We start from the raw sequence: 25,521 nt of genomic DNA on the forward strand, positions 1-25,521 counted from the left end.
CGCGGGGTGGAGCAGCCCGGTAGCTCGTCAGGCTCATAACCTGAAGGCCGCAGGTTCAAATCCTGCCCCCGCAACCAGAAATACAGAAAACCCTCCGCAGGCTCAGCCGCGGAGGGTTTTTGCGTCTGCGCTGCCCGGTGGCCGGCGCGACCAGGGCGTCGCGCCGAGGGCACGGATGACTGCGGGTCCGGCGGGCATGGAGGCTGCATTGCCGCCCTATGGCCCTCCCGGAGATCGGCATGATCACGGAGGCCCGCGTGAGCCGGGCGCGCAGGGCGGGCGCTGCCTGCCCCTTCAGCCCTGGCCGGCGAGGTCTTCCAGGATCGGGCAGTCCGGCCGGTCGTCGCCGTGGCAGCGGCGGACAAGTTGCGAGAGCGTGGCCTTCAGCCCCTCGAGCTCGGTGATCTTGCGGTCGATCTCCTCCAGCCGGTCCTCGGCCAGGGCCTTCACGTCGGCGCTGGCGCGGCTGCGGTCCTCGTAGAGCGAGAGCAGGGCGCGGCAATCGTCGATGCTGAAACCGAGCGAGCGGGCGCGGGCGAGGAAGGCCAGCTTGGCGCCGTCGCGCTCGGAAAAGGCGCGGTAGCCGTTGTCCGCCCGGGCCGGGCGCACAAGGCCGATGTCCTCGTAGTAGCGGATGGTCTTGGCCGGCAGGCCGCTCAGCCCTGCCACCTCCTTGATGTTCATCGGCGTGCTCTCCGCTGTGCGTTCCCTGCACATAAAGGTTCCGAAAACTGGAAGGTCAAGGCCTGCACCCCCTTGACCTTCCAGTGGCTGGAAGCCCCATATGCCGCTGCAGAAGAGATCCTGCTCGCTGGAGACATCCCATGTCCGATCATTCGCACCACCACCACCCCGCGCGGCAGGGGAGCTGCTGCGGCGGCGGCGATCCCGCGCCCGCCGTGATCCGCGACCCGGTCTGCGGCATGACCGTGGACCCCGCGCGCGGCAAGCCCGTGGCAAGCCACGAGGGCCGCGACTTCCACTTCTGCTCCCAGGGCTGCCATGACAAGTTCGTGGCGGAGCCGGAAAAATACCTCACCGCGAAGGACCCGGTCTGCGGCATGACGGTGGACCGCGCCTCGGCCCGCTGGATGTCGAAGCACGAGGGCCAGCGCTTCTACTTCTGCTCGGCGCGCTGCCAGGAGAAGTTCGAGGCCGAGCCGGAGGCATGGCTGGGCGACCGCCCGGCCCCGCAGGCCCCCGCCGGCGCGCAATGGACCTGCCCCATGCACCCCGAGATCGTGCAGGACGGCCCGGGCGACTGCCCGCTCTGCGGCATGGCGCTGGAGCCGATGATGCCCACGGCCGACAGCGGCCCGAACCCCGAGCTCGTCGATTTCCGCCGCCGGCTGTGGATCACCGCGCCCATGGCTGCGGTGGTGTTCGTGCTCGAGATGGGCGACCACCTGGGCCTGCCCTTCCGCGAGTGGCTGGGGCCCGTGGCCTTCGTGTGGCTGCAGGCGGTGCTCGCCACCGCGGTGCTTTTCCTGTGCCGGGTGTTCTTCCGACGCGGCTGGGCCTCGATCGTCAACCGCTCGCCCAACATGTGGACGCTGATCGCCGTGGGCACCGGGGCGGCCTGGGTGTTCTCGGTGGTGGCCCTGCTGCTGCCCGGCATCTTCCCGCACGCGATGATGCATGACGGCGCACCCCCGGTCTATTTCGAGGCGGTGGCGGTGATCCTTGTTCTGGTGCTCGTGGGCCAGGTGATGGAGCTCGTCGCGCGTGACCGCACGGGAGACGCCATCCGCGCCCTGATGGACCTCGCGCCCAAGACCGCCCGGCGCGTGCGCGACGGCGCGGAGCAGGACGTGCCGCTCGACGAGGTGAAGGCCGGCGACATCCTGCGCGTGCGCCCCGGCGAGGCGGTGCCGGTCGACGGCACCGTCACCGAGGGCCGCTCCGCCGTGGACGAGAGCATGGTGACCGGCGAGCCGGTGCCGGTGGAGAAATCCGGCGGCGACACGGTGACCGGCGGCACGCTCAACCGCACCGGCAGCTTCCTGATGAAGGCCGAGCGCGTGGGCGCCGAGACCACGCTGTCGCGCATCGTCGGCCTCGTGGCCCAGGCGCAGCGCAGCCGCGCGCCCATCCAGGCGCTGGCCGACCGGGTTGCGAACTGGTTCGTGCCCGCGGTGGTGGCGGTGGCGGTGCTGGCCTTCCTGGCCTGGTCGCTCTTCGGGCCGGCGCCGGCGCTCTCCTATGCCTTCGTGGCGGCGGTGAGCGTGCTGATCATCGCCTGCCCCTGTGCGCTCGGCCTCGCCACGCCGATGTCGATCATGGTGGCCACCGGGCGCGGCGCCCATGCCGGCGTGCTGATCCGCGACGCCGAGGCGCTGGAGCGGCTGGCGAAGGTCGACGTGCTGGTGGTCGACAAGACCGGCACGCTCACCGAGGGGCGGCCCTCGCTCACCGAGGTGGTGGCCGGCGCCCTGCCCGAGGAGGAGGTGCTCTCCCTCGCCGCGGCGCTGGAGCGCGGCTCGGAACACCCGCTGGCCGAGGCCATCGTCACCGGCGCCACGGAGCGCGGCGCGCGCCGCGCCGAGGTGACCGATTTCGCCGCCGTCACCGGCAAGGGGGTCACCGGCAGTGCCGACGGCCGCCGGCTGGCGCTGGGGAACGCGGCGCTGATGGCGGACGAGGGCGTGTCGCTCGGCGCGCTGGCGGAGCGGGCGGAGGCGCTGCAGGCCGAGGGGCGCACCGCGATGTTCCTCGCGGTCGATGGCAGTGCCGCCGGCATCGTCGCCGTGGCCGACCGCATCAAGGACACCACGGCCGAGGCCATCCGCGGCCTGCATGATGCCGGCATCCGCATCGTGATGGCCACCGGCGACGCCGAGGCCACCGCCCGCGCCGTGGCGAAAACCCTCGGGCTCGACGAGGTGAAGGCCGGCATCAGCCCCGAGGGCAAGGGCGCGCTCATCGAGGAGCTGCGCGCCGGGGGAAGCTCGGTGGCCATGGCGGGCGACGGGGTGAACGACGCCCCGGCGCTGGCCGCCGCCGACGTGGGCATCGCCATGGGCACCGGCGCCGACGTGGCGGTGGAGAGCGCCGGCGTCACGCTGGTGAAGGGCGATCTCACCGGCATCCTGCGCGCCCGGCGGCTGGCGGAGGCGACGATGTCGAACATCCGGCAGAACCTGTTCTTCGCCTTCGTCTACAACACCGCGGGCGTGCCGCTGGCGGCGGGCATCCTGTTCCCGTTCTTCGGCATCCTGCTGTCGCCGGTCATCGCCGCGGCGGCGATGAGCCTCAGCTCGGTCTCGGTGATCGGCAACGCCCTGCGCCTGCGCGCGGCGAAGCTCTGACGCCGGTCGGCCCGCCGCCATCCCGCGGCGGGCGCCTGACGATCTCAGTCGTGGCGGGCGAGGAAGGCCTCGACCACCGCCATGCACTCCGCCTTCTCCTCCACATGCGGCATGTGGCTGGAGGCGGGGAAGACATGGCCCTCGCAGCCCGGGATCAGGTCGAGGAAGGGCTGCACGCACTCCGCCGTCGCCTCGTCGTAATGGCCGCGGAAGGCGAGGGTCGGGGCGGTCACCTGCGGCAGCCGGTCGATCACCGACCAGTCCTTCATCGTGCCGATCACGTGGAATTCCGTGGGCCCGTTCATCGCGTGGTACACCGTGGGGTCGGCGTCGATGGCGGCGAAGGTGCGGGCCACCTCCTCCGGCCAGGGGCTGATGCGGCACACGTGCCGGTCGTAGAACACCCGGGTGGCGGCGAGGTAGTCGGGGTGGTCGAGGGTGCCGGCGGCCTCGTGCCGGTTCAGCGCCTCCTGCACCTCCTCCGGCAGCTCGGCGCGCAGCGCCGCCGCCCCGGCCGACCACAGCGCCATCGAGGCCGGCGAGTTCGCGATCACCAGCGCCTTCAGCCCCTCGGGCCGGCGCACCGCGTGCTCCGCCCCCAGCATGCCGCCCCAGGACTGGCCGAGCAGCGCGTAGCGCCCGCGGATGCCGAGGTGGTCGAGCAGGGCGTCGAGCTCGCCGAGGAAGAACTCCACGGTCCAGAACTCCGGGCCCATCTGCGGCAGGTGCGTGGACTTGCCGTTGCCGATCTGGTCGTAGTGGATCACCGGGCGGCCGGTGGCGGCGAGCGCGCGGAAACTGTCCACGTAGTCATGCGTGCAGCCCGGCCCGCCATGCGCCACCACCAGCGGCAGCTTGCCCGAGGAGAGGTCGCCGCTCACGCGGTACCAGGTCTGGTGGCCCTGCCAGGCGGAAAAGCCTTCGGTGGTCGGGATCTCGCTCATTGTGCCTGTCTCCTCGGGGTCGGGGCATGTCCGGCGGGGCCGGTGGGCACCGCGACAGGCAGGTTAGCAAAGCCCCGGCGGCGGCCGACAGCTAGGGAATCTTATAGGTTCGCCGGCCGCGCGCGGCGCAGGAGGGGCAGGGGAGGGGTGGCTCAGGCGTCGGGTTCCAGCAGCCGGTAATGCGCCGCGCGGGCGATGGCCTGGAAGCGGTTGCGCGCCCCGAGCTTGCGGGTGGCGGAGTTGAGATGCAGCGTCACCGTGGGCACCGAGCGCGCCAGTTCATGCGCCACCTGCTTGGTGGTGAGCCCGGCCGCGCACAGCCGCAGGCACTGGCGCTCGCGCGGGGTGAGGCGGATATGCGCGCTGGTGCGGGTGGCGGCGTCGAACCCGGGGTAGACCGCGTCATGGAACACGCGGCCCAGATGGCCCATCGCGGCCAGCAGGTGTTCGGCGTCGCGCTCGGTGTCGCGCCCGGGGTCGGTGCGGATGGCGGAGAAGGTGGCGAGCGCCCCGCCCTCGGCCCGGATCGGCACGGTGATGCCGCAGGTCATCCGCGTGTCGTGCAGGTAGGCGACCACCGGCGAGTGCTTCTCGGCCAGCACCTTGCGCATCACCGGGCTCTGCCGCCCGCCATGCGCCCAGACAAAGGGCCGCGACACCGCGAGCGAGGCCTCCATCACCGGGTCGATCTGGTAGTAGCCGCCGCGGCACCACAGCGCCTCCATGTCCTCCGGCGCATTGCACAGGCTGAGCACGGCGGGGGTGATGAACTCGCCGTCATGGCTCAGCGGCACCGGCGAATAGTCGTAGGTGGCGATGTCGAACCCTTCCGGCCGCAGCAGGGCAAGCGCCACGTCCATGGCATCGGCCACGGACATGCCGGGATGAAACTCGTGCTCGTGTTCGGCGATGGTGTGCAGCATCGGCAAATTCTATCCCCGGCCCCGTGCTTGTCAAATCGACAGAGCGGCCCGATTGCGCGTTTTGCGGGCGAAACGGCGGCAAACCTGCCGCCGGCTGCCCGCGAGAGCGGCATCGGTGCTCGAACCTATAAGATTCGATAGCTATACGCGAGGGCCGCCCGGCCCCTAGGCTGGTCGCAGTCGGGCCCGGGCCCGGCCTCTCGTCATCCGTCCGGCCGGGCCCCGCTCCGCCGCGGCGTCATCCATGCGAACTCCAGGAAGGGACACGGCCATGCGACCCAGAACGACCCTTGCCGCATTGATGTCGGGGATCGCCCTCGCGGGCCTCGCCGCGTCGATGCCGGCCGGTGGCGCGCACGCCCAGGAAGGCACCCCCGGCGGCACCATGCGGCTGCTCGCCAAGGCGGCCTCGGGCACCATCGACCCGCACATCAACTACACGCTGCAGTATTTCCAGATCAACTACATGCTCTACGACGGGCTGGTGACCTTCCGGAAGGCCGGTGACGAGACCGGCTTCGACGTGGTCGCCGACCTCGCCGAGGAACTGCCCGAGCCGCAGAACGACGGCAAGACCTATGTCTTCAAGCTGCGCGAGGGCATCAGGTTTTCCGACGGCACCGACCTCACGCCCGAAGACGTGCTCGCCTCCTTCCAGCGCATCTTCAAGGTCTCCGGCCCCACCTCCGGCACGTTCTACAACGGCATCGTGGGCGCGGACGCCTGCCTCGAGAGCCCGGCGGACTGCACGCTCGACGGCGGCGTGGTGATCGACGATGCCGCGAACACCGTGACCATCAACCTCACCGCCCCGGACGGCGAGTTCCTGCAGAAGATCGCCATCCCGCATGCCGCGATCCTGCCGGCCGAAACCCCCGCCGAGGACGCCGGCACCACCCCCGTGCCCGGCACCGGCCCCTACATGATCGAGAGCTACAACCCGAACGAGCAGCTGCGCATGGTGCGCAACCCCCACTTCGCGGAATGGAGCGCCGACGCCCAGCCCGCCGGCTACCCCGACCAGATCGACTATGATTTCGGCCTCACCGAGGAAGCCGCCGTCACCGCCATCCAGAACGGCCAGGCCGACTGGATGTTCGATCCGCCGCCGCCCGACCGCCTCGCCGAGATCGGCTCGCGCTACGCCTCCCAGGTGTCCGTCCACCCGCTCACCGCGATGTGGTATGCGCCGATGAACACCAATCTCGCGCCCTTCGACGATGTGCGGGTGCGCCAGGCGGTGAACTACGCCATCGACCGCTCGGCCATCGTGAAGCTCTTCGGCGGCGCGGCGCTGGCGCAGCCCGCCTGCCAGATCCTGCCGCCCGGCTTCCCCTCCTACGTGCCCTATTGCCCCTACACCGCGGGCGGCACCGACACCTGGAGCGCGCCGGACATGGAGAAGGCCAGGGCGCTGGTGGCCGAATCCGGCACCGCCGGCCAGGAGGTCACCATCGTGGCGGAGGACAACACCGTCTCCCGCGCCATCGGTGTCTACCTGCAGGGCGTGCTGAACGAGCTGGGCTACAAGACCTCGGTGCAGCCGATCTCGCAGAACATCCAGTTCACCTACATCCAGAACACCAACAACAAGGTGCAGATCTCCATCTCGCAGTGGTTCCAGGACTACCCGTCGCCCTCGAACTTCCTGCAGGTGCTCTTCGGCTGCGACAGCTTCACCCCCGGCTCCGACGCCTCGGTGAACATCGCCGGCTTCTGCGACGAGGCGATCGACGCGAAGATGGACGAGGCCGCCGCCCTCACCCTCACCGACCCCGAAAAGTCGGCGCAGATGTGGACCGAGGTCGACCACGCGGTGACCGACGCCGCCCCCGCCGCGGTGCTCTTCACCCCCAAGCGCGTCGATTTCGTGTCCAAGCGGGTGCAGAACTTCACCTTCTCCCCGCAGTTCTACTGGATCATGAGCCAGTCCTGGCTCCAGTGACCCGGACCTGACACAAAGGCGCGCGGCGGCCCCCCGGGCAAAGGGGGGCCGCCGCCATGCCAGCCCTCCAGCCAGCGCCGAGAGATGACCGACACCACACCCCCCCTTCCCGAAAAAGCCCGTGCGGCCGAGGGCCCCTGGGCCACCGCCTGGCGCCGGCTGAAGCGCGACCGCGCGGCGCTCGCCGCCCTCGCCGTGCTGCTCGTCATCCTCGCCGCCTGCCTCGCCGCCCCGCTCTACGCGACCTACGTCTCGGGCACGAACCCGTTCGCGACCAATCTCAACGGCACCATCACGGTCGACGGCAAGAGCCGCGACGTGCTGGAAGCCTCCACCGAGGGGCTGGGCCTCGGCCTCACCCCCATCGGCCCCACCTGGCAGCTCGGCCCCTACATGCTGGGCGCCGACAACCAGGGGCGTGACGTGGCCGCGCGGCTGCTCTACGGCGGGCGCAACTCGCTGTTCATCGCCGGCGCCGCCGCGGTGCTCTGCCTCGTGGTCGCCACCTTCGTGGGCGTGGTGGCGGGCTTCTTCGGCGGGCTGGTCGACACGGTGCTCTCCCGCATCCTCGACGTGCTCTGGGCCTTCCCGATCTTCCTGCTCGCCATCTCGCTCTCCATCGTGCTGATCTCCCAGCCGCTGCTGATCGGGCCGTTCGAGATCCGCTCCGGCTCGCTGGCGCTGCCCATCGTCATCATCGGAGTGGTCTACATCCCCTACGTGGCCCGCCCGATCCGCAACCACGTGATCACGCTGATGAAATCCGAGTTCGTCACCGCAGCCGTGGGGCTGGGCGCCTCGCCCTGGCGCATCCTCTGGGTGGACATCCTGCCCAATGTCGTCACCCGCATCATCGTCTTCGTGCCGCTGATGCTGGCGCTCAACATGATCATCGAGAGCGCGCTCTCCTTCCTCTCCATCGGCGTGCAGCCGCCGGACGCGAGCTGGGGCACCATCATCCAGGACGGCCAGGGCCTGCTCTATTCCCGCCCCGCCGTGGCGCTGGCGCCGGGCATCGCCATCGCGGTCACCGTGCTGGCGCTCAACATCTTCGGCGACGGCGTGCGCGACGCGCTCGACCCGAAATCCACCGTGAGGATCGGCTGATGCTCTTCGCCCTCCTTGCCCGGCTGGGCCAGATGGTGCTGGTGATGTTCGGCATCTCCGTGGTCGCCTTCCTGATCTTCTTCGCCACCCCGGGGGCTGACCCCTCGGCCCGCATCGCCGGCCGCAACGCCAGCCAGGAAACCCTCCAGCAGGTGCGCCATGACTTCGGCCTCGACCGCCCGCTGCCGGTGCAATACGCGCTGATGATGAAGCGGCTCTTCGTCACCCGCGACCTCACCTCCTTCGTGAACCGCGGGCAGAAGGTCATCCCCACGGTGATGAACGCCATTCCCATCACCCTGTCGCTGGTCTGCGGCGCGGCGGTGCTCTGGGTGCTGGGCGGGCTCGTCGTCGGCGTGGTGGCCGGCGCCACGCGGGGCAGCTATGTCGACCGCGGGCTGATGATGCTCGGCCTCGCCGGCATCTCCATGCCGGTGTTCTGGCTGGGCGAGGTCGCAAACCTCGTCACCCAGTCGCGCTGGCATGACACATGGGCCTTCTCCTGGGTGCCGGCCCTCGGCTACGTGCCGCTCTCGGTCGACCCCTGGGGCTGGTTCAAGGCCCTCGTCATCCCCTGGACCGTGCTCGCCACCCTCTATGTCGGCCTCTACGGCCGGGTGCTGCGCGCCTCGCTCATCGAGATGATGCAGGAGGATTTCATCCGCACCGCCCGCGCCAAGGGCATCGGCGAGACCCGGGTGCTGCTGCACCACGGGCTGCGCACCTCGCTCGTGGCCTTCGTGACCATGTTCGGCCTCGATTTCGGTGCCCTCGTGGGCGGCGGCGCGCTGCTCACCGAGGTGGTGTTCGGCCTGCAGGGCGTGGGCAAGCTCACCTATGACGCGCTCCAGACCCTCGACCTGCCGATGATCCTTGCCACGGTCATCTACGCCTCCTTCTTCGTGGTGATGGCGAATTTCGTCGTCGACATCCTGCATGCCATTCTCGACCCGAGGGCCCGCGATGCCCGCTGAACCGCTGCTCGAGGTCTCCGGCCTCACCGTTTCCTTCCGCACCGAGGACGGGCTGGTGGAAGCCGTGCGCGGCATCTCCTTCGCCATCGCCCCCGGCGAGATCATGGGCCTCGTGGGCGAGAGCGGCTCCGGCAAGAGCCAGACCCTGCTCGCCCTCATGGGCCTCATCACCAGCCCCAACGCCGTGCTCTCGGGCTCCGTGCGCTTCCGCGGGCAGGAGCTGGTGGGCCTCGGCCGCCGCGCGCTCGACCGCATCCGCGGCCGCGACATGGCGATGATCTTCCAAGACCCGATGACCGCCCTCACCCCGGTGCACACCGTGGGCGCCCAGATCGTGGAGCAGATCCGCGCGCATGAGCGCATCTCGCCCCGCGCCGCGCGGGCGCGGGCGGTGGAGCTGATCTCCGCCGTCGGCATCCCCGCCCCGGCCGACGTGGCCGGGCGCTACCCGCACCAGCTCTCGGGCGGCATGCGCCAGCGCGCGGTGATCGCCATGGCGCTGTCGTGCAACCCCGCGCTGCTCATCGCCGACGAGCCCACCACCGCGCTCGATGTCACCGTGCAGGCCCAGATCCTCGAGCTCATCGGCCGGCTGCGCGACGAGTTCGGCTCCGCCGTGATCCTCGTCACCCATGACCTCGGCGTGGTGGCCGAGATCGCCGACACCGTGCGGGTGATGTATGCCGGCAAGGTGGTGGAGGAGGGCAGCAAGCGCGATCTCTTCACCGCGCCGCAGCACCCCTACGCCTGGGGGCTCTTCGCCTCCATCCCGCCGCTGGAAGGCGCGCGGCCGGCGCGGCTTTCGGCCATCCCGGGCACGCCGCCGCGCCTCTCGGCCCTGCCGGCGGGCTGCGCTTTCCGCCCGCGCTGCGCCCATGCCCATGCCGCCTGCGCCGCCATGCCCGCACTCACCGGCGAGGGCGGCCACCGCGCCGCCTGCGTGCTCAGCCCGGCCCGCCGGGCCGAACTTCTCGCCGCCGGGGAGGCCCGCTCATGACCGCAACTCCGCTGCTGCGCGCCACCGAACTCTCGAAGACCTACCGCGTCGGCCGCGCGCTGCTGCCCGCCCGCCGCCGGGCGGTGCAGGCGGTGAGCGAAGTCTCGCTCGAGGTGATGCCGGGCGAGACCCTCGGCATCGTGGGCGAGAGCGGCTGCGGGAAATCCTCGCTCGGCCGCTGCCTGATGAAGCTGCAGGACATCACCTCCGGGACGCTCGAGTTCGAGGGCCGCGACATCACCCGCGCCTCGGCCGCGCGCATGCGCCCGCTGCGCCGCGAGATGCAGATGGTCTTCCAGGACCCCGCCGCCTCGCTCAACCCGCGCCGCCGCGTGGGCGACCTGCTCTCCGACCCGTTCCGCATCCACGCCGCCTGCGACCGCGCCGAGATCCCGGATCGCGTCGCCGCCCTGCTGCGAAGGGTCGACCTGCTGCCCGAGCACGCGATGCGCTTCCCGCACGAGTTCTCCGGCGGCCAGAAACAGCGCATCGGCATCGCCCGCGCCCTGGCGCTGCGCCCGAAGCTGGTGGTGGCGGACGAGCCGGTCTCGGCCCTCGATGTCTCCATCCAGGCGCAGATCGTCAACCTGCTCGCCGACCTGCGCGAGGAACTGGGCCTCACTTACGTCTTCATCGCGCATGACCTCTCGGTGGTGCGGCAGATCTCCAACCGCGTGGCGGTGATGTACCTCGGCTCGGTGGTCGAGACCGGGCCGGTGGACCGGGTGTTCTCCGCCCCGCGCCACCCCTACACCGCCGCGCTGCGCTCCGCCGTGCCGGTGCCGAAGCTGGACGTGCCGCGCCCGGCGCGCACCATCCTCTCCGGCGATCTGCCGAGCCCGTTGAACCCGCCCCCCGGCTGCCGCTTCCACACCCGCTGCCCGCGTGCCACTGCGCTGTGCCGCGCCGAGCGGCCGGCGCTGCTGCCCGACGGGCAGGGCGGCGCGCTCGCCTGCCACCACCCGCTCGAGGCCTGAGACACCCCGCCCGGTGGACAGGCCCGCCGCCGGCCCCTTACGCTCCTCCTTTCGTGAAGGGGGGAGGGCCGCAGGCATGAGACTACCGGGTTCGGCAATGGTAACGGCCTATTTCCGCTCGCTTTCCGCGCTGGGGCTGGCGCTGGGAACGCTGTTCCTCGCCGCCTCCCTCACCCCCAGCCTGATCCCGCGCAGCGCGGCCATGCAGGGCGTTCTCTCCGGTATCAGCTTCGCGGTGGGCTACGGCATCGGCCACGGGGTGCGGCTGGTCTGGCTCTACCTCGGCCTGCCCTATCCGCGCCGCGCGGCCTGGCCGCGCATGCTGCTCTCGCTCGCCTGCGCCGCGGTGGCCGCGGTGGCCTTCTGGAAGGCGTCGGACTGGCAGAACGGCATCCGCATCCTCATCGAGATGCCCCCGGTGGAGAGCTCGCGCCCCTTCACCCTGGGCGCCATCACCATTGCCGTTGCCGCGGTGTTGCTGCTGCTGGGCCGGCTCTTCGGCGCCGCGGTGCGGCTGTTCTCCGCCTGGGCCGACCGGCTGCTGCCGCCCCGCGTGGCGGCGCTGCTGGGCTTCGTGCTGGCCGCGGCGCTGTTCTGGTCCATCGGCAGCGGCGTGCTGATGCGCGGCGTGCTCACCGCGCTCGACAGTTCCTACGCGCGCTACGACGCCCTGCTGGAGCCCGAATCCCCCCGCCCCACCGAGCCGGGCAAGACCGGCAGCTCCGCCTCCCTCGTCGGCTGGCAGGGGCTGGGCCGGGCGGGGCGCGAGATCGTGGCCGCCGGGCCCGACGCGGCGCAGATCACCCGCATGTCCGGCCGCCCGGCGCGCGAGCCGCTGCGCATCTACGTCGGGCTCAACTCGGCCGAGACGCCGGAAGACCGCGCCCGGCTCGCCCTCGCCGAGATGCAGCGCCAGGGCGCCTTCGAGCGCGCCACGCTGGTGATCGCCACCCCCACCGGCACCGGCTGGCTCGACCCCGGCAGCCAGAAGGCGGTGGAATACCTCACCGACGGCGACATCGCGACCGTCACCGTGCAGTACTCCTACCTGCCGAGCTGGCTCGCGCTCTTCGTCGACGCCGAATACGGCACCGAGACCGCCCGGGCCGTGTTCGCCACCGTCTACCATCACTGGGAAAGCCTGCCGGAGGGTGCGCGGCCGCGGCTGTTCCTGCACGGGCTCAGCCTCGGCGCGCTCAACTCCGACCTCTCGGCCGACCTGTTCGACGTGATCGCCGACCCGTTCCAGGGCGCGCTCTGGGCCGGCCCGCCCTTTCCCAGCCCCACCTGGCAGCAGGCGGTGGCCGAGCGGGTGCCCGGCTCGCCCGCCTGGCTGCCGCAGTTCCGCGACGGCTCGGTGATCCGCTTCACCACCCAGCGGGACGTGCTGGCCGACGACCCCCGCCCCTGGGGGCCGCTGCGCATCGTCTACCTCCAGCACGCGGGCGACCCGATCGTGTTCTTCGAGGAAACCTCCGCCTGGCGCGAACCGGACTGGATGCGCGGCCCGCGCGGTCCGGACGTCTCGCCCGACCTGCGCTGGTACCCGGTGGTCACCTTCCTGCAGCTCGCGCTCGACATGGCCATCGCCACCGGCACGCCGCCCGGCTACGGCCATGTCTATTCCGGGGCGCATTACCTCGATGCCTGGCGCGCCGTGCTCGGCCGCGATGCCTGGGGCGCGCCGGAGCTCGAGGCGCTGCGCGCGCTGCTGGCGCGCGAGCAGCTCTGAGCAAGGCCGCCGCAGTCAGGCGCGGGATCCGCCCGGCACTCCGGCCCCGGCGCATCCCCGCAGGATGCGGGACACAAACACGCAGAGAACTGTCGCCTTTGAGACACAAAATGTCCGCTGTATGCTCGGCATAAGTGCAATGTTAACTTGTTACCCCCAAAGATTGCCGAACTGTGACATGATCTCCTCCGGAATCGCGCCGGCGTCAGAAGGGGGAGGTCGGCGTCGATCAGGAATGGTCGAAAGGGATGGCCGAACACGAATGGCCGAGCATGAATGGCCGAGCATGAATGGTCGAACATGAATGACCGGCCGAGGTTGAAGACATACCAGGGGGGGTGTGTTCGATGCGAGATATCAACTACGGGCGGGTTCAGGCCCGTCGTTCCTGCCCGGTCCTGGGCGAGCACGGCACGGCGTTCGGGGATTCGAATGCAAGGCTGCTGGCCATAAGGAACTTTCCCTTTCCGGGCCGCCCCGGCGGCACCGGCATACGTGACTGGACAGACCCGGTCGCCGAGGCCTGGGCCCGTGCCGCCGCCGTGGCCGTGCCCGTGGTGATCGGGCAGGACCGCTCGGACCAGGCCGAGCAGATCCGCGCCGCGCAATAAGGGGGCGGCGGTCTCAGCCCCAGGCGGCGGCAGCGAGAAGCGCCCAGAGCCACATCGCCACGCCGAACACCGCGTGGTTCGACAGCTGGACGGCGCGCACCTGCATCGGCCGGGGCGCCTTCGACGCCGCGATGCCTGCGCCCATGCAGGGCGCCATGATCAGCCAGCCCGCCAGCACCGTCACCAGCCCGAAGGCCAGCGCCGGCCAGAGCGTGGGCGCGCGGCCCCAGTCCGGCCCGCAGAGCGCCAGCAGGATGAGCCCGTAGGCGATGCCGATCAGGTAATGCATGGTCCAGCCCACCGCGGTCTCGCCCGGAAGGCTCGGCGCCGCGGCGATGCTCTCGTGCCGGAACCGGCCGCGCGGCATGTGGGCAAACCAGCGCCCGCCCAGTGTCCAGTTCGCGCCCGGCAGCCCGAGGCCGACGATCACGAACCGCACCCAGAGATCGAAGATCAGCGTGGCGCCGGCCCCGATCACGAAGCCCTTGAACAGGAATTCCACCGTCTGTGCCTTTCAGTGTGGGTCAGGAATAGGGGTCGAGCGCGTCGCGGATGCCGTCGCCCACGAAATTGTAGGCCAGCACCACCAGCATCACCGGCACCAGCGGCCAGAGCACCCAGGGCGCCACCGTGAGCGCGCCCTGGCCCATCTGCAGCGCGTCGTTGAGCATCAGCCCCCAGCTCACCGCCGGCGGCCGCAGCCCGAGGCCGAGGAAGCTCAGCGCCGTCTCGCCCAGGATCATCGTGGGGATGGAGAGCGTGGCCGTGGCCACGAGGTGGCTCATGAAGTTCGGCATCATGTGCGCCCCGATCACCCGGGTGGTGGAGGCGCCCATCAGCTCGGCCGCGCGCACGTATTCCTCCTCGCGCAGCGAGAGGAACTTCGAGCGCACGGCGCGCGCCAGCCCCGGCCAGTCGAGCAGGCCGAGGATGATCGAGATCACGAAGAACACCGACACCGGCCCCCAGCTCGCCGGCACCGCGGCCGAGAGCGCCAGCCAGATCGGCAGCTCGGGCAGCGAGCGGATGATCTCGATCACCCGCTGCACGACCGAGTCGACCCAGCCGCCGAAATAGCCGGCCACCCCGCCCACGATCATGCCGATGGCAAAGGAGATCGCCACGCCGATCAGCCCCACGGTGAGGCTGAGCCGCGCGCCATGCATCAGCCGGCTGAGCAGGTCACGCCCCAGCCTGTCGGTGCCCAGGATGTAGAGCGTGCCGCCCTCCGGCGGGCAGGCGAGCCGGTTGTCGCTCATCCAGAGCCCGAGGAAGGAATACTGCGGCCCGCAGCTGGCAAACCAGCGCACCGGCTGGGGATTGTCGTAATCCGGCTCGTAGACCCGCTGCAGCGTGGTGAGGTCGAGGCTCTCGGTGCTGGGATAGCTCACCAGCAGCCCGCCGTCGAACAGGCCCATCGGCTGGGGCGGGGCGAGCAGGTGGTCGTCGTCGCGCACCGCGGGGTCGTAGGGGGCGAGGAAATCCACGAAGGGCAGGGCGAGGTAGGTGACCAGCAGGAACAGGCCGGAGAGCACCGCCAGCTTGTGGCGCAGGAAACGCCGCCACACCAGCATCCAGGTGGCGGCGTCGAGGTCCTGCCGCTCGATCACCTGGCGCTCGGCATCGGGGTCATGCCCGCCGGGGGCGACGTAATGCGCGTCGGGATCCATCATCGGCCGCGGCCCTCGAAGCGGATGCGCGGGTCGAGCAGCGCCAGCAGGATGTCGGAGATCAGCATGCCCACCAGCGTGAGCGCCGAGACGAAGAGCAGGATGAAGCCGGACAGGAAATAGTCCTGGCTCTTGAGCGATTGCAGCAGGATGGGCCCGATGGTCTGCAGCCCCATCACCACCGACACCAGCACCGAGCCGGAGACCAGCTGCGGCAGCATGTTCCCGAGGTCGGAGACGAAGGGGTTGAGCGCCATGCGCAGCGGGTATTTCACCACCGCCCGCGTGGGCGAGAGCCCCTTGGCGGCGGCGGTGGTCACGTAGGGTTTGCCCAGCTCGTCGAGCAGGTTGGCGCGCAGGCGCCGCACCATCGCGGCCATGCCGGAGGTACCGATCACGATCACCGGCACCACGAGATGCGCCGCGATGTCGAGCAGCTTGTCGAGGCTCATCGGCGCATTGGCGTATTCCCGGCTCACCATGCCGCCCACCGGCAGGCCGAACCACTCCGCCCCCTTGCTGTAGAGGATGATGGCGAGCAGGAAGTTCGGCGTGGCGAGGCCGATGTAGCCGATGAAGGTGGCGAGATAGTCGACCAGCGAATTCGCCCGCACCGCGGCGAGCGCGCCCAGCGGCAGCGCCACCACGTAGACGAAGAGGATGGTGGTGAAGTTCAGCACCACCGTCATCCACATCGCCTCGGTCACGATGTCGGACACCGGGCGGTCGAGCTCGAAGGACCAGCCGAGGTTGCCCTGCAGCAGCCCCTCGAAGCCCAGCGGCCCCGGCCAGGCGCCGAGCCAGATCAGGTACTGTTTCCAGATCGGCTCATCGAGCGCGTATTGCGCCGCGAGAAACTTCGCCCGCGCCACCGAGGAGCTCTCGCCCGAGGCCATCAGCTCGTTGATCCGGTTGGACAGGATGTCCCCCGGGGGCAGGTTCACGATCAGGAACACCAGCGCCGACACCACGGCGAGGGTCCAGATCATCGTCAGGCATCGGCGCAGGATGTATCGGGCCATGGATCAGGGAGCGAACCAGAATTCATCCATGCGCAGCACACCGAGCTGGGCGCCCGGCTCCCAGGCGTAGATCGCCTTTTCCGGCACGTTCTGCAGCCGCTCCGACACGATGGCCGGCTGCGGCGCCGCACTCACCAGCCCGATGGCGAACACCTCGTCGGCCTGGATCTCGAGCATCTCGTGCCAGATCTCGCGGCGCTCCTCCTCGCTGGTCGCCTCCTCCCAGTCGTGGAACAGCGCGAGCAGCTTCTTCGCCACGTCAGTCTGCGGCGGCTCGCCGGCCACGCCGTTCGACTGGGTGTACTGCCCCCATTCCGGCCAGGAGAAGTTGGTCTGCTCCACCGGCGCGAGGTCTACGGGCGGCGCCTCGGGCGTGGGGATGCCGTTGTTCCAGCCATACCACACCGGCATCATCGACTGCCCGGCATAGACCTTGTTGCGCAGGATGTCGCGGTCGAGCGGGCGGTAGATCACCCGCACGCCGATCTCGGCCCACATCTCCGCCAGCAGCTCGATGGCGTCGGATTCCTCCGGCCGCTCGCCGGCACTCTCGATCACGATCTCCAGCCGCTGGCCGTCGGGCAGCAGGCGGGTGCCGTCGCCGTCGCGCTCCTGCAGGCCGAGGGCGTCGAGCATCTTGTTGGCCCGGTCGGGGTCGTGCTCGGCCCAGGCGTTGCTCAGCGCGGGGTCGTAGAAGGGCGAGCCGTGCAGCGGCGCCACGTTCACCTCCTTCGCCAGGCCGAAGTAGAGGGTCTTGTTGATCGTGGTGCGGCGCACGCCGAGGCTCAGCGCCCGGCGGAAATCGGCGCTGCGGAACAGCTCGCGCATCGCGGGGTCGTTGTAGTTCTGGTTGGGGTAGAGCGCGATCTCCGAGCCGTAGCCGGTGGACCAGAGCCAGGTGCGGTACTTGCCCTTGGCCTCGCCCTGCTTGAGCACCGGCGCATCGGAGAAGGAGATCGAGCGCACCTGCAGGTCGGCCTCGCCCAGCGTCACCTTCTGCGGGATGAGCCCCGCCGCGGCGATGGTGAGCTCGACATGGTCGATGTAGGGCAGCTGGTGCCCCTCGGCGTCGACGCGGTGGTAATAGGGATTGCGGGTGAGCTCGTAGCCCTGGCTGTTCATCGCCGAGACGGTGACCCAGGGCTGCAGGGTGGGCTGGTCGGGGTTGTCGTTGTTGTAGAGATTGTCGAGCCCGTTGTGCAGCTGCGCCCAGTTGCGCGCCTTGCGCTCGGCCATCAGCGGCTCGAGCGTCTTGGGGTCGACGTATTTCGCGTGGAACTGCTTGAGGTAATGCGCGGGGCGGTAGATGAACGGCGGCCGCGCCGCGGCGAGGGCGGGCAGGAAGCGCGGGTTCGCCTTCTCCCATTCGTAGCGGATGGTGACCTCGTCGATCACCGTCACCTTCGGCGCCTTGCCGTCGACCAGCATCACCTCCGGCGGGCCGCCCGGCGAGAGGTCGGGGTCGAGCGCCACGTCCTCCCAGAAATAGCGGAAATCCTCGGTGGTGAAGGGCGCGCCGTCCGACCAGCGGTGGCCGCGGCGCAGGTGGAAGGTGTAGACGCGGTTGCCCTCGTTGTCGACGGCGCGCAGCAGGTCGGGGCGCAGGTCGTAGTTCTGGTCATAGCCCATCAGCCGGGCATAGCCCCACACCACCATGTAGCGCACGTCGCGCGGGCGGGTGATGAAGGTGCGCAGCGTGCCGCCGGGCGTGCCCACGCTGCGCTCGCGCGCCGCGAGGTCGACCACCAGCGGCTCCTGCGGCACGCGCTCGGCCACCGGGGGCAGCTCTCCGGCCGCCACCTGCTTCTCGAACAGGGGCGTCTCCTGCAGGGCGGGATTGGCGCGGCCGGGTTGGGCCGTGGCCGCGAGGCCGGCAACTAACAGCAATCCGAGGAAGAGTTTCATGCGGCAGCACTCACGAAATGTCCGGGTTCAATCTCGATCAGGCCCGGGGCCGCGTCGCCGTGATAGGCGAAGGGCTCGGGCCAGCAATGCGGGTCGCCCGCACCGCGCGCCACGGCCGCGAGGTCGAGCCTGCGGTCCATGTCCGGTTCGGGCGAGGCGGCGATCAGCGCCTGGGTGTAGGGGTGGCGCGGATTTTCGAACAGCAGCTTCGCGGGCGCCTGCTCGACGATGCGGCCGCGCCGCATCACCGCCACCCGGTCGGCCAGCCCCGCCACCACGGCGAGGTTGTGCGAGATGAAGAGATAGCTCAGCCCCATCTCCTCCTGCAGTTCCTTCAGCAGCTCCAGCACCTGCGCCTGCACCGAGACGTCGAGCGCCGAGGTGGGCTCGTCGCAGATGATCATCTCCGGGCTCAGCGCCAGCGCCCGCGCGATGCAGATGCGCTGCCGCTGCCCGCCGGAGAAGGCATGCGGAAACCGCCCCAGATGCGCGGGCGACAGGCCGACCCGCGCCATCAGCTCCGCCGCGCGGGCCTTCTGCTCGGCCGCGGTGCCGATGCCGTGGATGCGCAGCGGCTCGGTGAGGATGTCGAGCACCGACATGCGCGGCGAGAGCGAGGAAAACGGGTCCTGGAAGACGATCTGCACCTTGCGGCGGAAGGATTTCAGCGTCGCGCGGTCCATGGTGGCCACGTCCTGCTCCACCCCGTCGGCGCCGCGGAAGCGGATATGGGCGCCGGGGTCCGGCTCCTCCGCGCGCAGCAGCAGCTTGGCGACGGTCGACTTGCCCGAGCCGCTCTCGCCCACGATGGCCAGCGTCTCGCGCCGGCCCACCGCGATCTCCACGCCCGAGACGGCGCGCACCGGCTTGCCCGGCCGGCCGAGCTTGCCCGAGCGGCCCGGGTAGGTCTTCGAGAGGCCGGTGGCGCGCAGGATCGGGTCGGCCACCGGGCCGGTCTCGGACGGCATGTCGAGCGGGATCTCGGGCGCGGCGTCGATCAGCGCCTTCGTGTAGTCATGCCCGGGCGCGGTGAGCACGGCGCGGGCCGGCCCGCTCTCCACCACGCGGCCGCGCTTCATCACCACCACCGAATCCGCCATGTTCGCCACCACGCCGAGGTCATGGGTGACCATGATCATCGACATGCCGGTCTCGTCCTGCAGCTTGCGCATCAGGTCGAGCACCTGGGCCTGGGTGGTGACATCGAGCGCGGTGGTGGGCTCGTCGGCGATGATGAGCTCGGGCTCGCAGACCATGGCCATCGCGATCATCGCGCGCTGGCGCAGCCCGCCGGAGAGCTCGAACGGGTAGGCCGACCAGGCGCGCTCCGGCTCCGGGAAGCCGACATTCGCGAAGGTCTCGAGGCAGATGTCGCGCGCGGCAGTGCCGGTGACGCCGCGGTGCAGCCGCAGGTTTTCCACCACCTGGTTGCCGATGGTGTGCAGCGGCGAGAGCGAGCTCATCGGCTCCTGGAAGATCATCGCGATGCGCCCGCCGCGGATCTTGCGCATCTTCGCCTCGGAGAGGGCGAGCAGGTCGGCCGAGCGGCCCTCGGAGGTGGTGAACTGCACCCGCCCGGAGGTGATATGCGCCCCGCGGGGCAGGATGCGCAGGATGGCGCGGCCGGTCAGCGTCTTGCCGGAGCCGCTCTCGCCGACGAGGGCGAGGGTCTCGCCCCGGCGCAGGGTCAGGCCGGCGCCCTCGACCACGACATGCGAGGCCGCACCCCTCCCGAAGGCGATGGTGAGATCCTCCATCCGCAATACCGGCTCCGCTGCCATGCTCCCCTGCCGTTGTTACTGGTCCCTCGGGCACAAGGAGTAACGCAAGTGTGCGTGATCACCAAACCCTAAGGCGTTGCGGGGGCGGGCTTACCACCCGCCGAGCGCGGCATAGTCCTCCATCCCCGCGGGCAGGATGCCGACAAGCCCGATCGCGGCGGCGATTTCCGGGCCGGGGCGGGCGAGCGCGCGGGCCAGCGCCGCCGCCGGGCCGCCCGGCGCGGTGATGAAGGGCAGGGCCGGGGCCTCCTCGGTCCAGCCGAGGCGCTCGAGGCCGCGCACCCCCTCGTGGCGGCGGGCGAGCTCCCAGCTCACCGCGTCGATGGCGGCGAGATCGGCCTTACCGTCACGCACCGCCGCCACCGAGGCCCGGTGCCCGCCGGTCACGAGATGCGGCGCCATCTCCACCGAGCGCCGCGCCAGCCAGCGCCGCAGCGCGTGGTAGCCGGAGAGCGAGTCCGGCCCGTTCACCGCCACGCGCAGGGTGTCGAGCGGCCGGTCCTCGCCCGTGCGCACGATGACGGCGGAGCGGTACACCCCCACGCCGCAGCCCGGCACATCGTGGATCGGCCGGGCCACCGGCACCGAGGCGCCGGCCAGCCCGTGGGTGAGCGGCCAGCCGCAGGTCTGGCCCAGCAGCAGCTCCGGGTGGGCCCAGGTCTCGGCGGCGGTAAGCTCGCGCGTGAGGGCTTGCGGGCCGGTGATCCCCTCCCGCGCCAGGCGCTCGCGCAGGCGCTGCCAGAAGGCGTCGGTGGCCGGGCGGATCTCCGGCCAGTCGTACATCGGCAGGGCGGCGATCATCCGCGCGGGGTCCGCCGCAGGAACGGGTGCACCACCGGCTCGCGCCGGCGCAGCCCCCAGCGCCACGCCACCTCGCGGTAGCCGGCGAGCAGATAGCCGCCGTTGCGCTGCAACACCCCCTCGCGGTCGGCCGCGTAGAGCGCGGGAAGCTCATACCAGGCCGCGGCCGGGCGCTCGTGGTGCACCGCGTGCAGGGCGTTGTTGAGGAACAGCAGCCGGAAGGGCCACTCCGCCTCGATCACCGCGGAGCGGTGCGCGGGGTCGTGCCCGGCGCGATGTTCGATGAAGGTGCGGATCATCAGCAGGGAATAGCCCGGAAGCGCCGCGCCCGCCACATAGGCCCAGAGCGGCACGCCGCACAGCCAGAGCCAGCCCAGCACCGGCAGGATGCCCAGCCCGTGCAGCACCCAGGCCCGCGCCACGCCCGGCGTGCCGGCGCTCATCAGCCGGATGTCGTTGCGCCAGAAGCCCCAGAGCGAGAGGAACGGCCCGAGGGTGAGCCGCCCCGCCAGCGTACCCGCCGCCGCCAGCGCCAGCCGCAGCGGCGCGGACAGCGCGGCATGGTCGGCCTGCGCGACATACCAGCTCTCCGGGTCGTCGTAGGGGTCGGTCAGCAGCGAGTTGTTGTGGTGTCGCAGGTGGGTCTCGCGAAAGCGCCGGTAGGCCACGAACAGCCCCAGCGCGGGAAACACCAGCGCCTCGTTCAGCCGCGCGCTGCGGGTGGGATGGCCGTGCAGGCACTCGTGCTGCAGCGAGGAATGGAAGGTGACCAGCACCGCCAGCCCCGGCAGCACCCAGCCCCCCGCCACCGGCCAGAGCGCGAGCAGCCCGCACCACCCCGCATAACACGCCACGAGCGCGATCCATGTGGGCCATTCGATCTGTCTTCGGGGCCGGTTTCCCGGCTGCTTTCGGGGGTTCGCGCGGCCCGGAACGGGCCGGCGCGGGGGCTCGGCGGAACTCTCCATTGGCCCATGCTGTCACGCATGTGTGAACAGATCTTTCCCGCCGGCGTCCGGATTTGCCTCTTTCGCGACCATTTCCGGGGCGCAGAGCCGGAAAAGTCCCAGCCCCGTCACCACCTCGTTGCGCGTGTCGCGGGTGACGGCCTGGGCCTTGTGGGTGCCGGCGCGCAGCACGTCGAGCACGTAGCCCCGCTCGCGCGCCAGCTCGGCCCGGCGGGCGCGGATGGGGGCGAGCAGGGCCTGCAGGATGTCCTCCAGCCGCCGCTTGATCACGCTGTCGCCGAGCCCGCCCGCCCGGTAGCGGGCCTTCAGCGCCTCCACCTCGGCGCGGTCCTCTTCGAAGGCGTCGAGATAGTCGAACACCACGTTGCCCTCCACCCGGCCGGGGTCTTCCGCGCGCAGGTGGCCGGGGTCGGTGAACATGCGGCGCACGGCGGCGGAGATCTCGTCCGCCGAGGCGGAGAGGCGGATCGCGTTGCCGCCGGACTTGCTCATCTTCGCGCGCCCGTCCACGCCCGGCAGGCGGCCCGCCTCGGGGATGAGCGCCTCCGCCTCCACCAGCACCGGCCGTCCGCAGGCGGCGTTGATGCGGCGCACGATCTCGTTGGTCTGCTCGATGAGCGGGGCCTGGTCGGCCCCCACCGGCACGAGGCCCGCGCGGAAGGCGGTGATGTCGGCCGCCTGGGCCGCGGGGTAGCACAGGAAGCCGGCCGGGATGTCGCGGCCGAAGCCCCGGGCACGGATCTCGTCCTTGATGGTGGGGTTGCGCTCCAGCCGCGCCACGGTGACGAAGTTGAGGTAGAGCATCGACAGCTCCGCCAGCGCCGGCAGGTGCGATTGCAGGCAGATGGTGGATTTCGCCGGGTCGATGCCCACGGCGAGGTAGTCGAGCGCCACCTCCAGCACCGCGTCGCGCACCTTGGCCACGTCGGAGGCATTGTCGGTGAGGGCCTGGGTATCGGCCAGCAGCAGGTATTGCTCGTGGGTCTCCTGCAGGCGGATGCGGTTGCGCAGCGAGCCGGCGTAATGGCCGATATGCAGCGGGCCGGTGGTGCGGTCTCCGGTCAGGATAACGGGGTTGGGCATTTCTCTCTCCTTGGGGGAATGGGCCGCCGCAAGGGGAGTGTTCCTGTCCGTCGCCTTTTCCGGGGGCAGTCAGACCGGGCCGCACCTGCGGCGGCTCGGGACAGGGCATGACATGTCGCGGCCGCTCCTTACGAGGAGCGCCACCAGAAGGTCCGGATCATCGGGCGGGCATGTGTCATGCGCCATGGATACGCCGGCCGGGCCGCCCGCGCAAGCACGCCGTGTCACCTCGCCTCTGGCGCCGGCGCGCGGGAGCGGGTAGCAGGGGGGATGCTTTCCTATCAGCACGCCTATCACGCCGGCGGCCCGGCCGACCTGCACAAGCACATGGCCCTCGCCGGCCTGCTGGAACGGTTGTGCCGCAAGCCCCGGCCGATCTCGGTGTTCGAGACCCATTCCGGCCGCGGCCTCTATGATCTCGACGCCCCCGAGAGCACGCGCACCGGCGAGGCGGCGGAGGGGATCGACCTGATCCCGCCCCCGGGCCCCGAGACGCCCTTCGGCCGCGCCCTCGCCGAGACGCGCGCCGCCCACGGCCCGCGCGCCTACCCCGGCTCGCCGCTCATCGCCCGCAGCCTGCTGCGCGCGCATGACCCGCTGACCCTGTTCGAGCTGCACCCGGCCGAGCACGCCGCCCTGTCCCGCGCGCTGGAGGGGCCGAACACCAGCATCCGCAAGCGCGACGGGTTCGCCGGCATGCTCTCGCTCGCGCCACCGAAGCCGCGCCAGGGCCTGGTGCTGGTCGACCCCTCCTACGAGGTGAAGGACGAATACGCCGCCACCGCGCGCTTCGTGCGCACCCTGCTGGGCAAGTGGTCGGAGGCGGTGGTGATGGTCTGGTACCCGCTGCTGCCCGCCCGCCGCCACGAGGCGCTGATCGACGGGCTCTCCCGCCTGCCGGTGCTGCGCGACGAGGTGAGCTTCACCCTCAAGGGCGGCAAGGGCATGACCGGCTCCGGCCTGCTGCTCCTCAACCCGCCCCATGGCGCCGGCAAGATCTTCGACGAGGTGCGCGCCCAGGCCCCGATCCTGCGCCGCCTCTGAAGGCGGCGCGCTGCCGGGCCCGTGCCGAAGGCGCGGGGCCGGCTCGGGAGGCGTGGCCCGCAAGGGCCTCCGCCGGATCCGTGAGGGTCCCGCCCCGGTCTCAGCCGGCCGAGAGCTCCCGCCCCCGTGCCGCGGCCGCGGCCACGGCGCGTTTCACCAGCGGCGGGAAGCCGGTTTCCGGGTCCATCAGGTGTTCGAGTGCCGCCGCAGTGGTGCCGCCGGGCGAGGTCACGTTCACCCGCAGCTGCCCGGGGTCCTCGGCCGAGGCCTCGGCCAGCGCGCCGGCGCCGGCCACGGTGGCCTTGGCGAGCTGCAGCGCGAGGTCGGCCGGCAGGCCCTCGGCCTCGCCCGCCGCGGCGAGGCACTCGATGAGGTGGAAGACATAGGCCGGCCCCGAGCCGGAGACACCGGTGACCGCGTCGATCTGCGCCTCCGCCTCCAGCCGCACGGTCTGGCCCACGGCGGCGAGCAGCGCTTCGGACATTTCCAGCGCCTCCTCGCCCGCCGCGGCATTGCCCACGAAGGCGGTGATGCCGCGCCCGATGGCCGCCGGGGTGTTGGGCATCGCCCGCACCACCGGCGCGCCGGCGCCGAAGGCCGCCTCGAAGGCCGAGATCGGCGTGCCCGCCGCGATGGAGAGATACACCGTGCCGCCGCCGCCGAAGGCCGCGACCGAGGGCAGCGCCGCGCCCATCATCTGCGGCTTCACCGCCAGCAGGCAGACGGCCGGCGCTTCCGGCAGGTCGGTGTTGAGGTGCAGGCCGCGGCCCGCCAGCGCCGTCAGCCCGTCATGGGGCTTCGGCTCGATCACCCAGACCGCCTCGGGCGGCAGCCCTCCGGCCAGCCAGCCCTCCAGCAGCGCGGTTCCCATCTTGCCGCAACCCAGCAGCACAAGGCCGCGCGCGGCGATCGTGTCCATGGCGCCCATGGTGGTGTCCTCCCCGTCCGGCCCGAAACCCCGGCCGGGGAGGGCAGTGCGAAATCAGGCCCGACCGTAAGCCTCGGCGATGGCGATGCCAAGGGCCTCCTCGGCGCTGCGATTGCCCCAGCACACCAGCTGGAAGGCCGGGTAGAAGCGCTCGCAGCTCATCACCGCGGCCTGGACCATGTAGTCGATCTGGCTGGCCGAGGCGGTCTGCCCGCCGCAGAGCGTGAGCCCGTAGCGGTAGATCATCATCTTCTGCTCCGGCCAGAGCGTGAAGGCCCCGGTCCAGAGCCGGTCGTTCGCCTTGTCCATCAGGGCGAGAAGCTCGGGAACGCGCTCCTGGGGCGGCTCCATCTCGAAGGTGCACAGGAGGCGCAGCACCTCCTCGTGGCCCGACCAGGCGAGGGACAGCGAGTAGCTGCGCCAGCTCCCCTCGATCGCCATGGCGATCTGGTCCTCGGCCACGCGGTCGAAATCCCAGTCGTGGTGCGCGGCCAGGGTCTCGACAATATCGATGGGGTGGATGTCGTCAGTGAACAGGTCGTGCTCGATGGCGTTCATGCCAGTCGCTCCCTCTAGCTGTGGCGCCTTCGCGGGGAGGGCCCCGCTAGGGGCTGAGAGCTTGTCCATAAATCGGCAGGAATTTGCCTCCCGATACGAGATATGGTGCGAGCACCACCCCCGCCTGTCCAGTATTATTTTCGCTGCACTGCGAATAATCTCGGTTGCCCGCTGTCACGAAACCGTGGAAAATTCGCCGCGAGGAGGGGCCTGGCCGCCGCCGCGCGCCCCCTTTACCCCGCC

Annotated in this window: 22 protein-coding genes and 1 tRNA gene; 10 read left to right on the forward strand and 13 right to left on the reverse strand. The window is 71.0% G+C overall.

What is annotated here, in order from left to right:
• Window positions 1–77 (forward strand) — tRNA-Met (locus D3P35_RS02015).
• Window positions 78–294: 217 nt separating this feature from the next.
• Here the strand turns inward: D3P35_RS02015 and cueR are convergent.
• Window positions 295–684, reverse strand: coding sequence for a Cu(I)-responsive transcriptional regulator (cueR, locus tag D3P35_RS02020; RefSeq protein ID WP_118132803.1), 390 nt, complete (start codon window positions 682–684; stop codon window positions 295–297).
• A 140-nt stretch (window positions 685–824) separates the two neighbouring features.
• On the opposite strand from cueR, the gene D3P35_RS02025 reads away from it, so the two are divergent.
• Window positions 825–3,308, forward strand: coding sequence for a heavy metal translocating P-type ATPase (locus D3P35_RS02025; RefSeq protein ID WP_118132804.1), 2,484 nt, complete (start codon window positions 825–827; stop codon window positions 3,306–3,308).
• Between the two features lie 44 nt (window positions 3,309–3,352).
• Here D3P35_RS02025 and D3P35_RS02030 read toward each other — a convergent pair whose 3' ends face one another.
• Complete coding sequence (locus tag D3P35_RS02030) at window positions 3,353–4,252, reverse strand: proline iminopeptidase-family hydrolase (RefSeq protein ID WP_118132805.1); 900 nt, start codon at window positions 4,250–4,252, stop codon at window positions 3,353–3,355.
• A gap of 152 nt (window positions 4,253–4,404) precedes the next feature.
• On the reverse strand, window positions 4,405–5,175 hold the full coding sequence (locus tag D3P35_RS02035) for a LuxR family transcriptional regulator (protein WP_118132806.1): 771 nt from the start codon (window positions 5,173–5,175) through the stop codon (window positions 4,405–4,407).
• 271 nt (window positions 5,176–5,446) lie between these two features.
• Between D3P35_RS02035 and D3P35_RS02040 the strand changes: the two genes are divergently transcribed.
• The 7 genes from D3P35_RS02040 (at window position 5,447) to D3P35_RS02070 (ending at window position 13,518) form a co-directional block, all read left to right on the forward strand.
• Entirely contained in the window at window positions 5,447–7,120 is a 1,674-nt protein-coding gene (locus tag D3P35_RS02040) for an ABC transporter substrate-binding protein (RefSeq protein ID WP_118132807.1), read from the forward strand.
• Between the two features lie 84 nt (window positions 7,121–7,204).
• Window positions 7,205–8,227, forward strand: coding sequence for an ABC transporter permease (locus tag D3P35_RS02045; protein ID WP_118132808.1), 1,023 nt, complete (start codon window positions 7,205–7,207; stop codon window positions 8,225–8,227).
• On the forward strand, window positions 8,227–9,201 hold the full coding sequence (locus D3P35_RS02050; RefSeq protein ID WP_118132809.1) for an ABC transporter permease: 975 nt from the start codon (window positions 8,227–8,229) through the stop codon (window positions 9,199–9,201). Before D3P35_RS02045 ends, D3P35_RS02050 begins: the two co-directional genes overlap by 1 nt.
• Window positions 9,191–10,198, forward strand: a complete 1,008-nt coding sequence (locus D3P35_RS02055) for an ABC transporter ATP-binding protein (protein WP_118132810.1) — start codon at window positions 9,191–9,193, stop codon at window positions 10,196–10,198. Before D3P35_RS02050 ends, D3P35_RS02055 begins: the two co-directional genes overlap by 11 nt.
• A complete protein-coding gene (locus D3P35_RS02060) occupies window positions 10,195–11,175 on the forward strand; it encodes an ABC transporter ATP-binding protein (RefSeq protein ID WP_118132811.1) in 981 nt (326 codons plus the stop codon). The genes D3P35_RS02055 and D3P35_RS02060 overlap by 4 nt, the downstream gene beginning before the upstream one ends.
• 76 nt (window positions 11,176–11,251) lie before the next feature.
• The gene (locus D3P35_RS02065) at window positions 11,252–12,907 is read left to right on the forward strand and encodes an alpha/beta-hydrolase family protein (RefSeq protein WP_198670430.1); all 1,656 of its coding nucleotides are present in this window, start codon (window positions 11,252–11,254) and stop codon (window positions 12,905–12,907) included.
• A 347-nt stretch (window positions 12,908–13,254) separates the two neighbouring features.
• Window positions 13,255–13,518 carry a hypothetical protein gene (locus D3P35_RS02070; RefSeq protein WP_118132813.1) on the forward strand — a complete coding sequence of 88 codons (264 nt, stop codon included), beginning with the start codon at window positions 13,255–13,257 and terminating at the stop codon, window positions 13,516–13,518.
• A 13-nt stretch (window positions 13,519–13,531) separates the two neighbouring features.
• On the opposite strand, the gene D3P35_RS02075 is transcribed toward D3P35_RS02070, so the two are convergent.
• The 8 genes from D3P35_RS02075 to trpS all read right to left on the reverse strand — a co-directional run bounded on the left by D3P35_RS02075 (window position 13,532) and on the right by trpS (window position 22,748).
• Window positions 13,532–14,020: a DUF2938 family protein gene (locus tag D3P35_RS02075; protein WP_118132814.1), complete on the reverse strand. Its 489-nt coding sequence runs from the start codon at window positions 14,018–14,020 to the stop codon at window positions 13,532–13,534.
• Window positions 14,021–14,042: 22 nt separating this feature from the next.
• A complete protein-coding gene (locus tag D3P35_RS02080; RefSeq protein ID WP_118132815.1) occupies window positions 14,043–15,191 on the reverse strand; it encodes an ABC transporter permease in 1,149 nt (382 codons plus the stop codon).
• On the reverse strand, window positions 15,188–16,210 hold the full coding sequence (locus tag D3P35_RS02085) for an ABC transporter permease (protein ID WP_118132816.1): 1,023 nt from the start codon (window positions 16,208–16,210) through the stop codon (window positions 15,188–15,190). The genes D3P35_RS02080 and D3P35_RS02085 overlap by 4 nt, the downstream gene beginning before the upstream one ends.
• A gap of 3 nt (window positions 16,211–16,213) precedes the next feature.
• Window positions 16,214–18,115: an ABC transporter substrate-binding protein gene (locus D3P35_RS02090; protein ID WP_118132817.1), complete on the reverse strand. Its 1,902-nt coding sequence runs from the start codon at window positions 18,113–18,115 to the stop codon at window positions 16,214–16,216.
• On the reverse strand, window positions 18,112–19,872 hold the full coding sequence (locus D3P35_RS02095; protein WP_232830337.1) for an ABC transporter ATP-binding protein: 1,761 nt from the start codon (window positions 19,870–19,872) through the stop codon (window positions 18,112–18,114). The genes D3P35_RS02090 and D3P35_RS02095 overlap by 4 nt, the downstream gene beginning before the upstream one ends.
• Before the next feature lie 114 nt (window positions 19,873–19,986).
• Window positions 19,987–20,697 carry a phosphate/phosphite/phosphonate ABC transporter substrate-binding protein gene (locus D3P35_RS02100; protein ID WP_118132819.1) on the reverse strand — a complete coding sequence of 237 codons (711 nt, stop codon included), beginning with the start codon at window positions 20,695–20,697 and terminating at the stop codon, window positions 19,987–19,989.
• Window positions 20,694–21,551, reverse strand: coding sequence for a fatty acid desaturase (locus D3P35_RS02105; RefSeq protein ID WP_232830338.1), 858 nt, complete (start codon window positions 21,549–21,551; stop codon window positions 20,694–20,696). The genes D3P35_RS02100 and D3P35_RS02105 overlap by 4 nt, the downstream gene beginning before the upstream one ends.
• A 126-nt stretch (window positions 21,552–21,677) precedes the next feature.
• On the reverse strand, window positions 21,678–22,748 hold the full coding sequence (gene trpS, locus D3P35_RS02110; RefSeq protein WP_118132821.1) for a tryptophan--tRNA ligase: 1,071 nt from the start codon (window positions 22,746–22,748) through the stop codon (window positions 21,678–21,680).
• A gap of 270 nt (window positions 22,749–23,018) precedes the next feature.
• Between trpS and rlmJ the strand changes: the two genes are divergently transcribed.
• The gene (rlmJ, locus tag D3P35_RS02115) at window positions 23,019–23,792 is read left to right on the forward strand and encodes a 23S rRNA (adenine(2030)-N(6))-methyltransferase RlmJ (protein ID WP_118132822.1); all 774 of its coding nucleotides are present in this window, start codon (window positions 23,019–23,021) and stop codon (window positions 23,790–23,792) included.
• Window positions 23,793–23,892: 100 nt separating this feature from the next.
• On the opposite strand, the gene proC is transcribed toward rlmJ, so the two are convergent.
• Complete coding sequence (gene proC / locus D3P35_RS02120; RefSeq protein WP_118132823.1) at window positions 23,893–24,720, reverse strand: pyrroline-5-carboxylate reductase; 828 nt, start codon at window positions 24,718–24,720, stop codon at window positions 23,893–23,895.
• A gap of 54 nt (window positions 24,721–24,774) precedes the next feature.
• Window positions 24,775–25,278 (reverse strand): YbjN domain-containing protein, encoded by a 504-nt coding sequence (locus D3P35_RS02125; protein WP_118132824.1) that lies wholly within the window; start codon window positions 25,276–25,278, stop codon window positions 24,775–24,777.
• Between the last annotated feature and the right edge of the window lie 243 nt (window positions 25,279–25,521).

The organism is Oceanicella sp. SM1341 (genome assembly GCF_003448965.1).
Lineage (GTDB): Bacteria > Pseudomonadota > Alphaproteobacteria > Rhodobacterales > Rhodobacteraceae > Paroceanicella.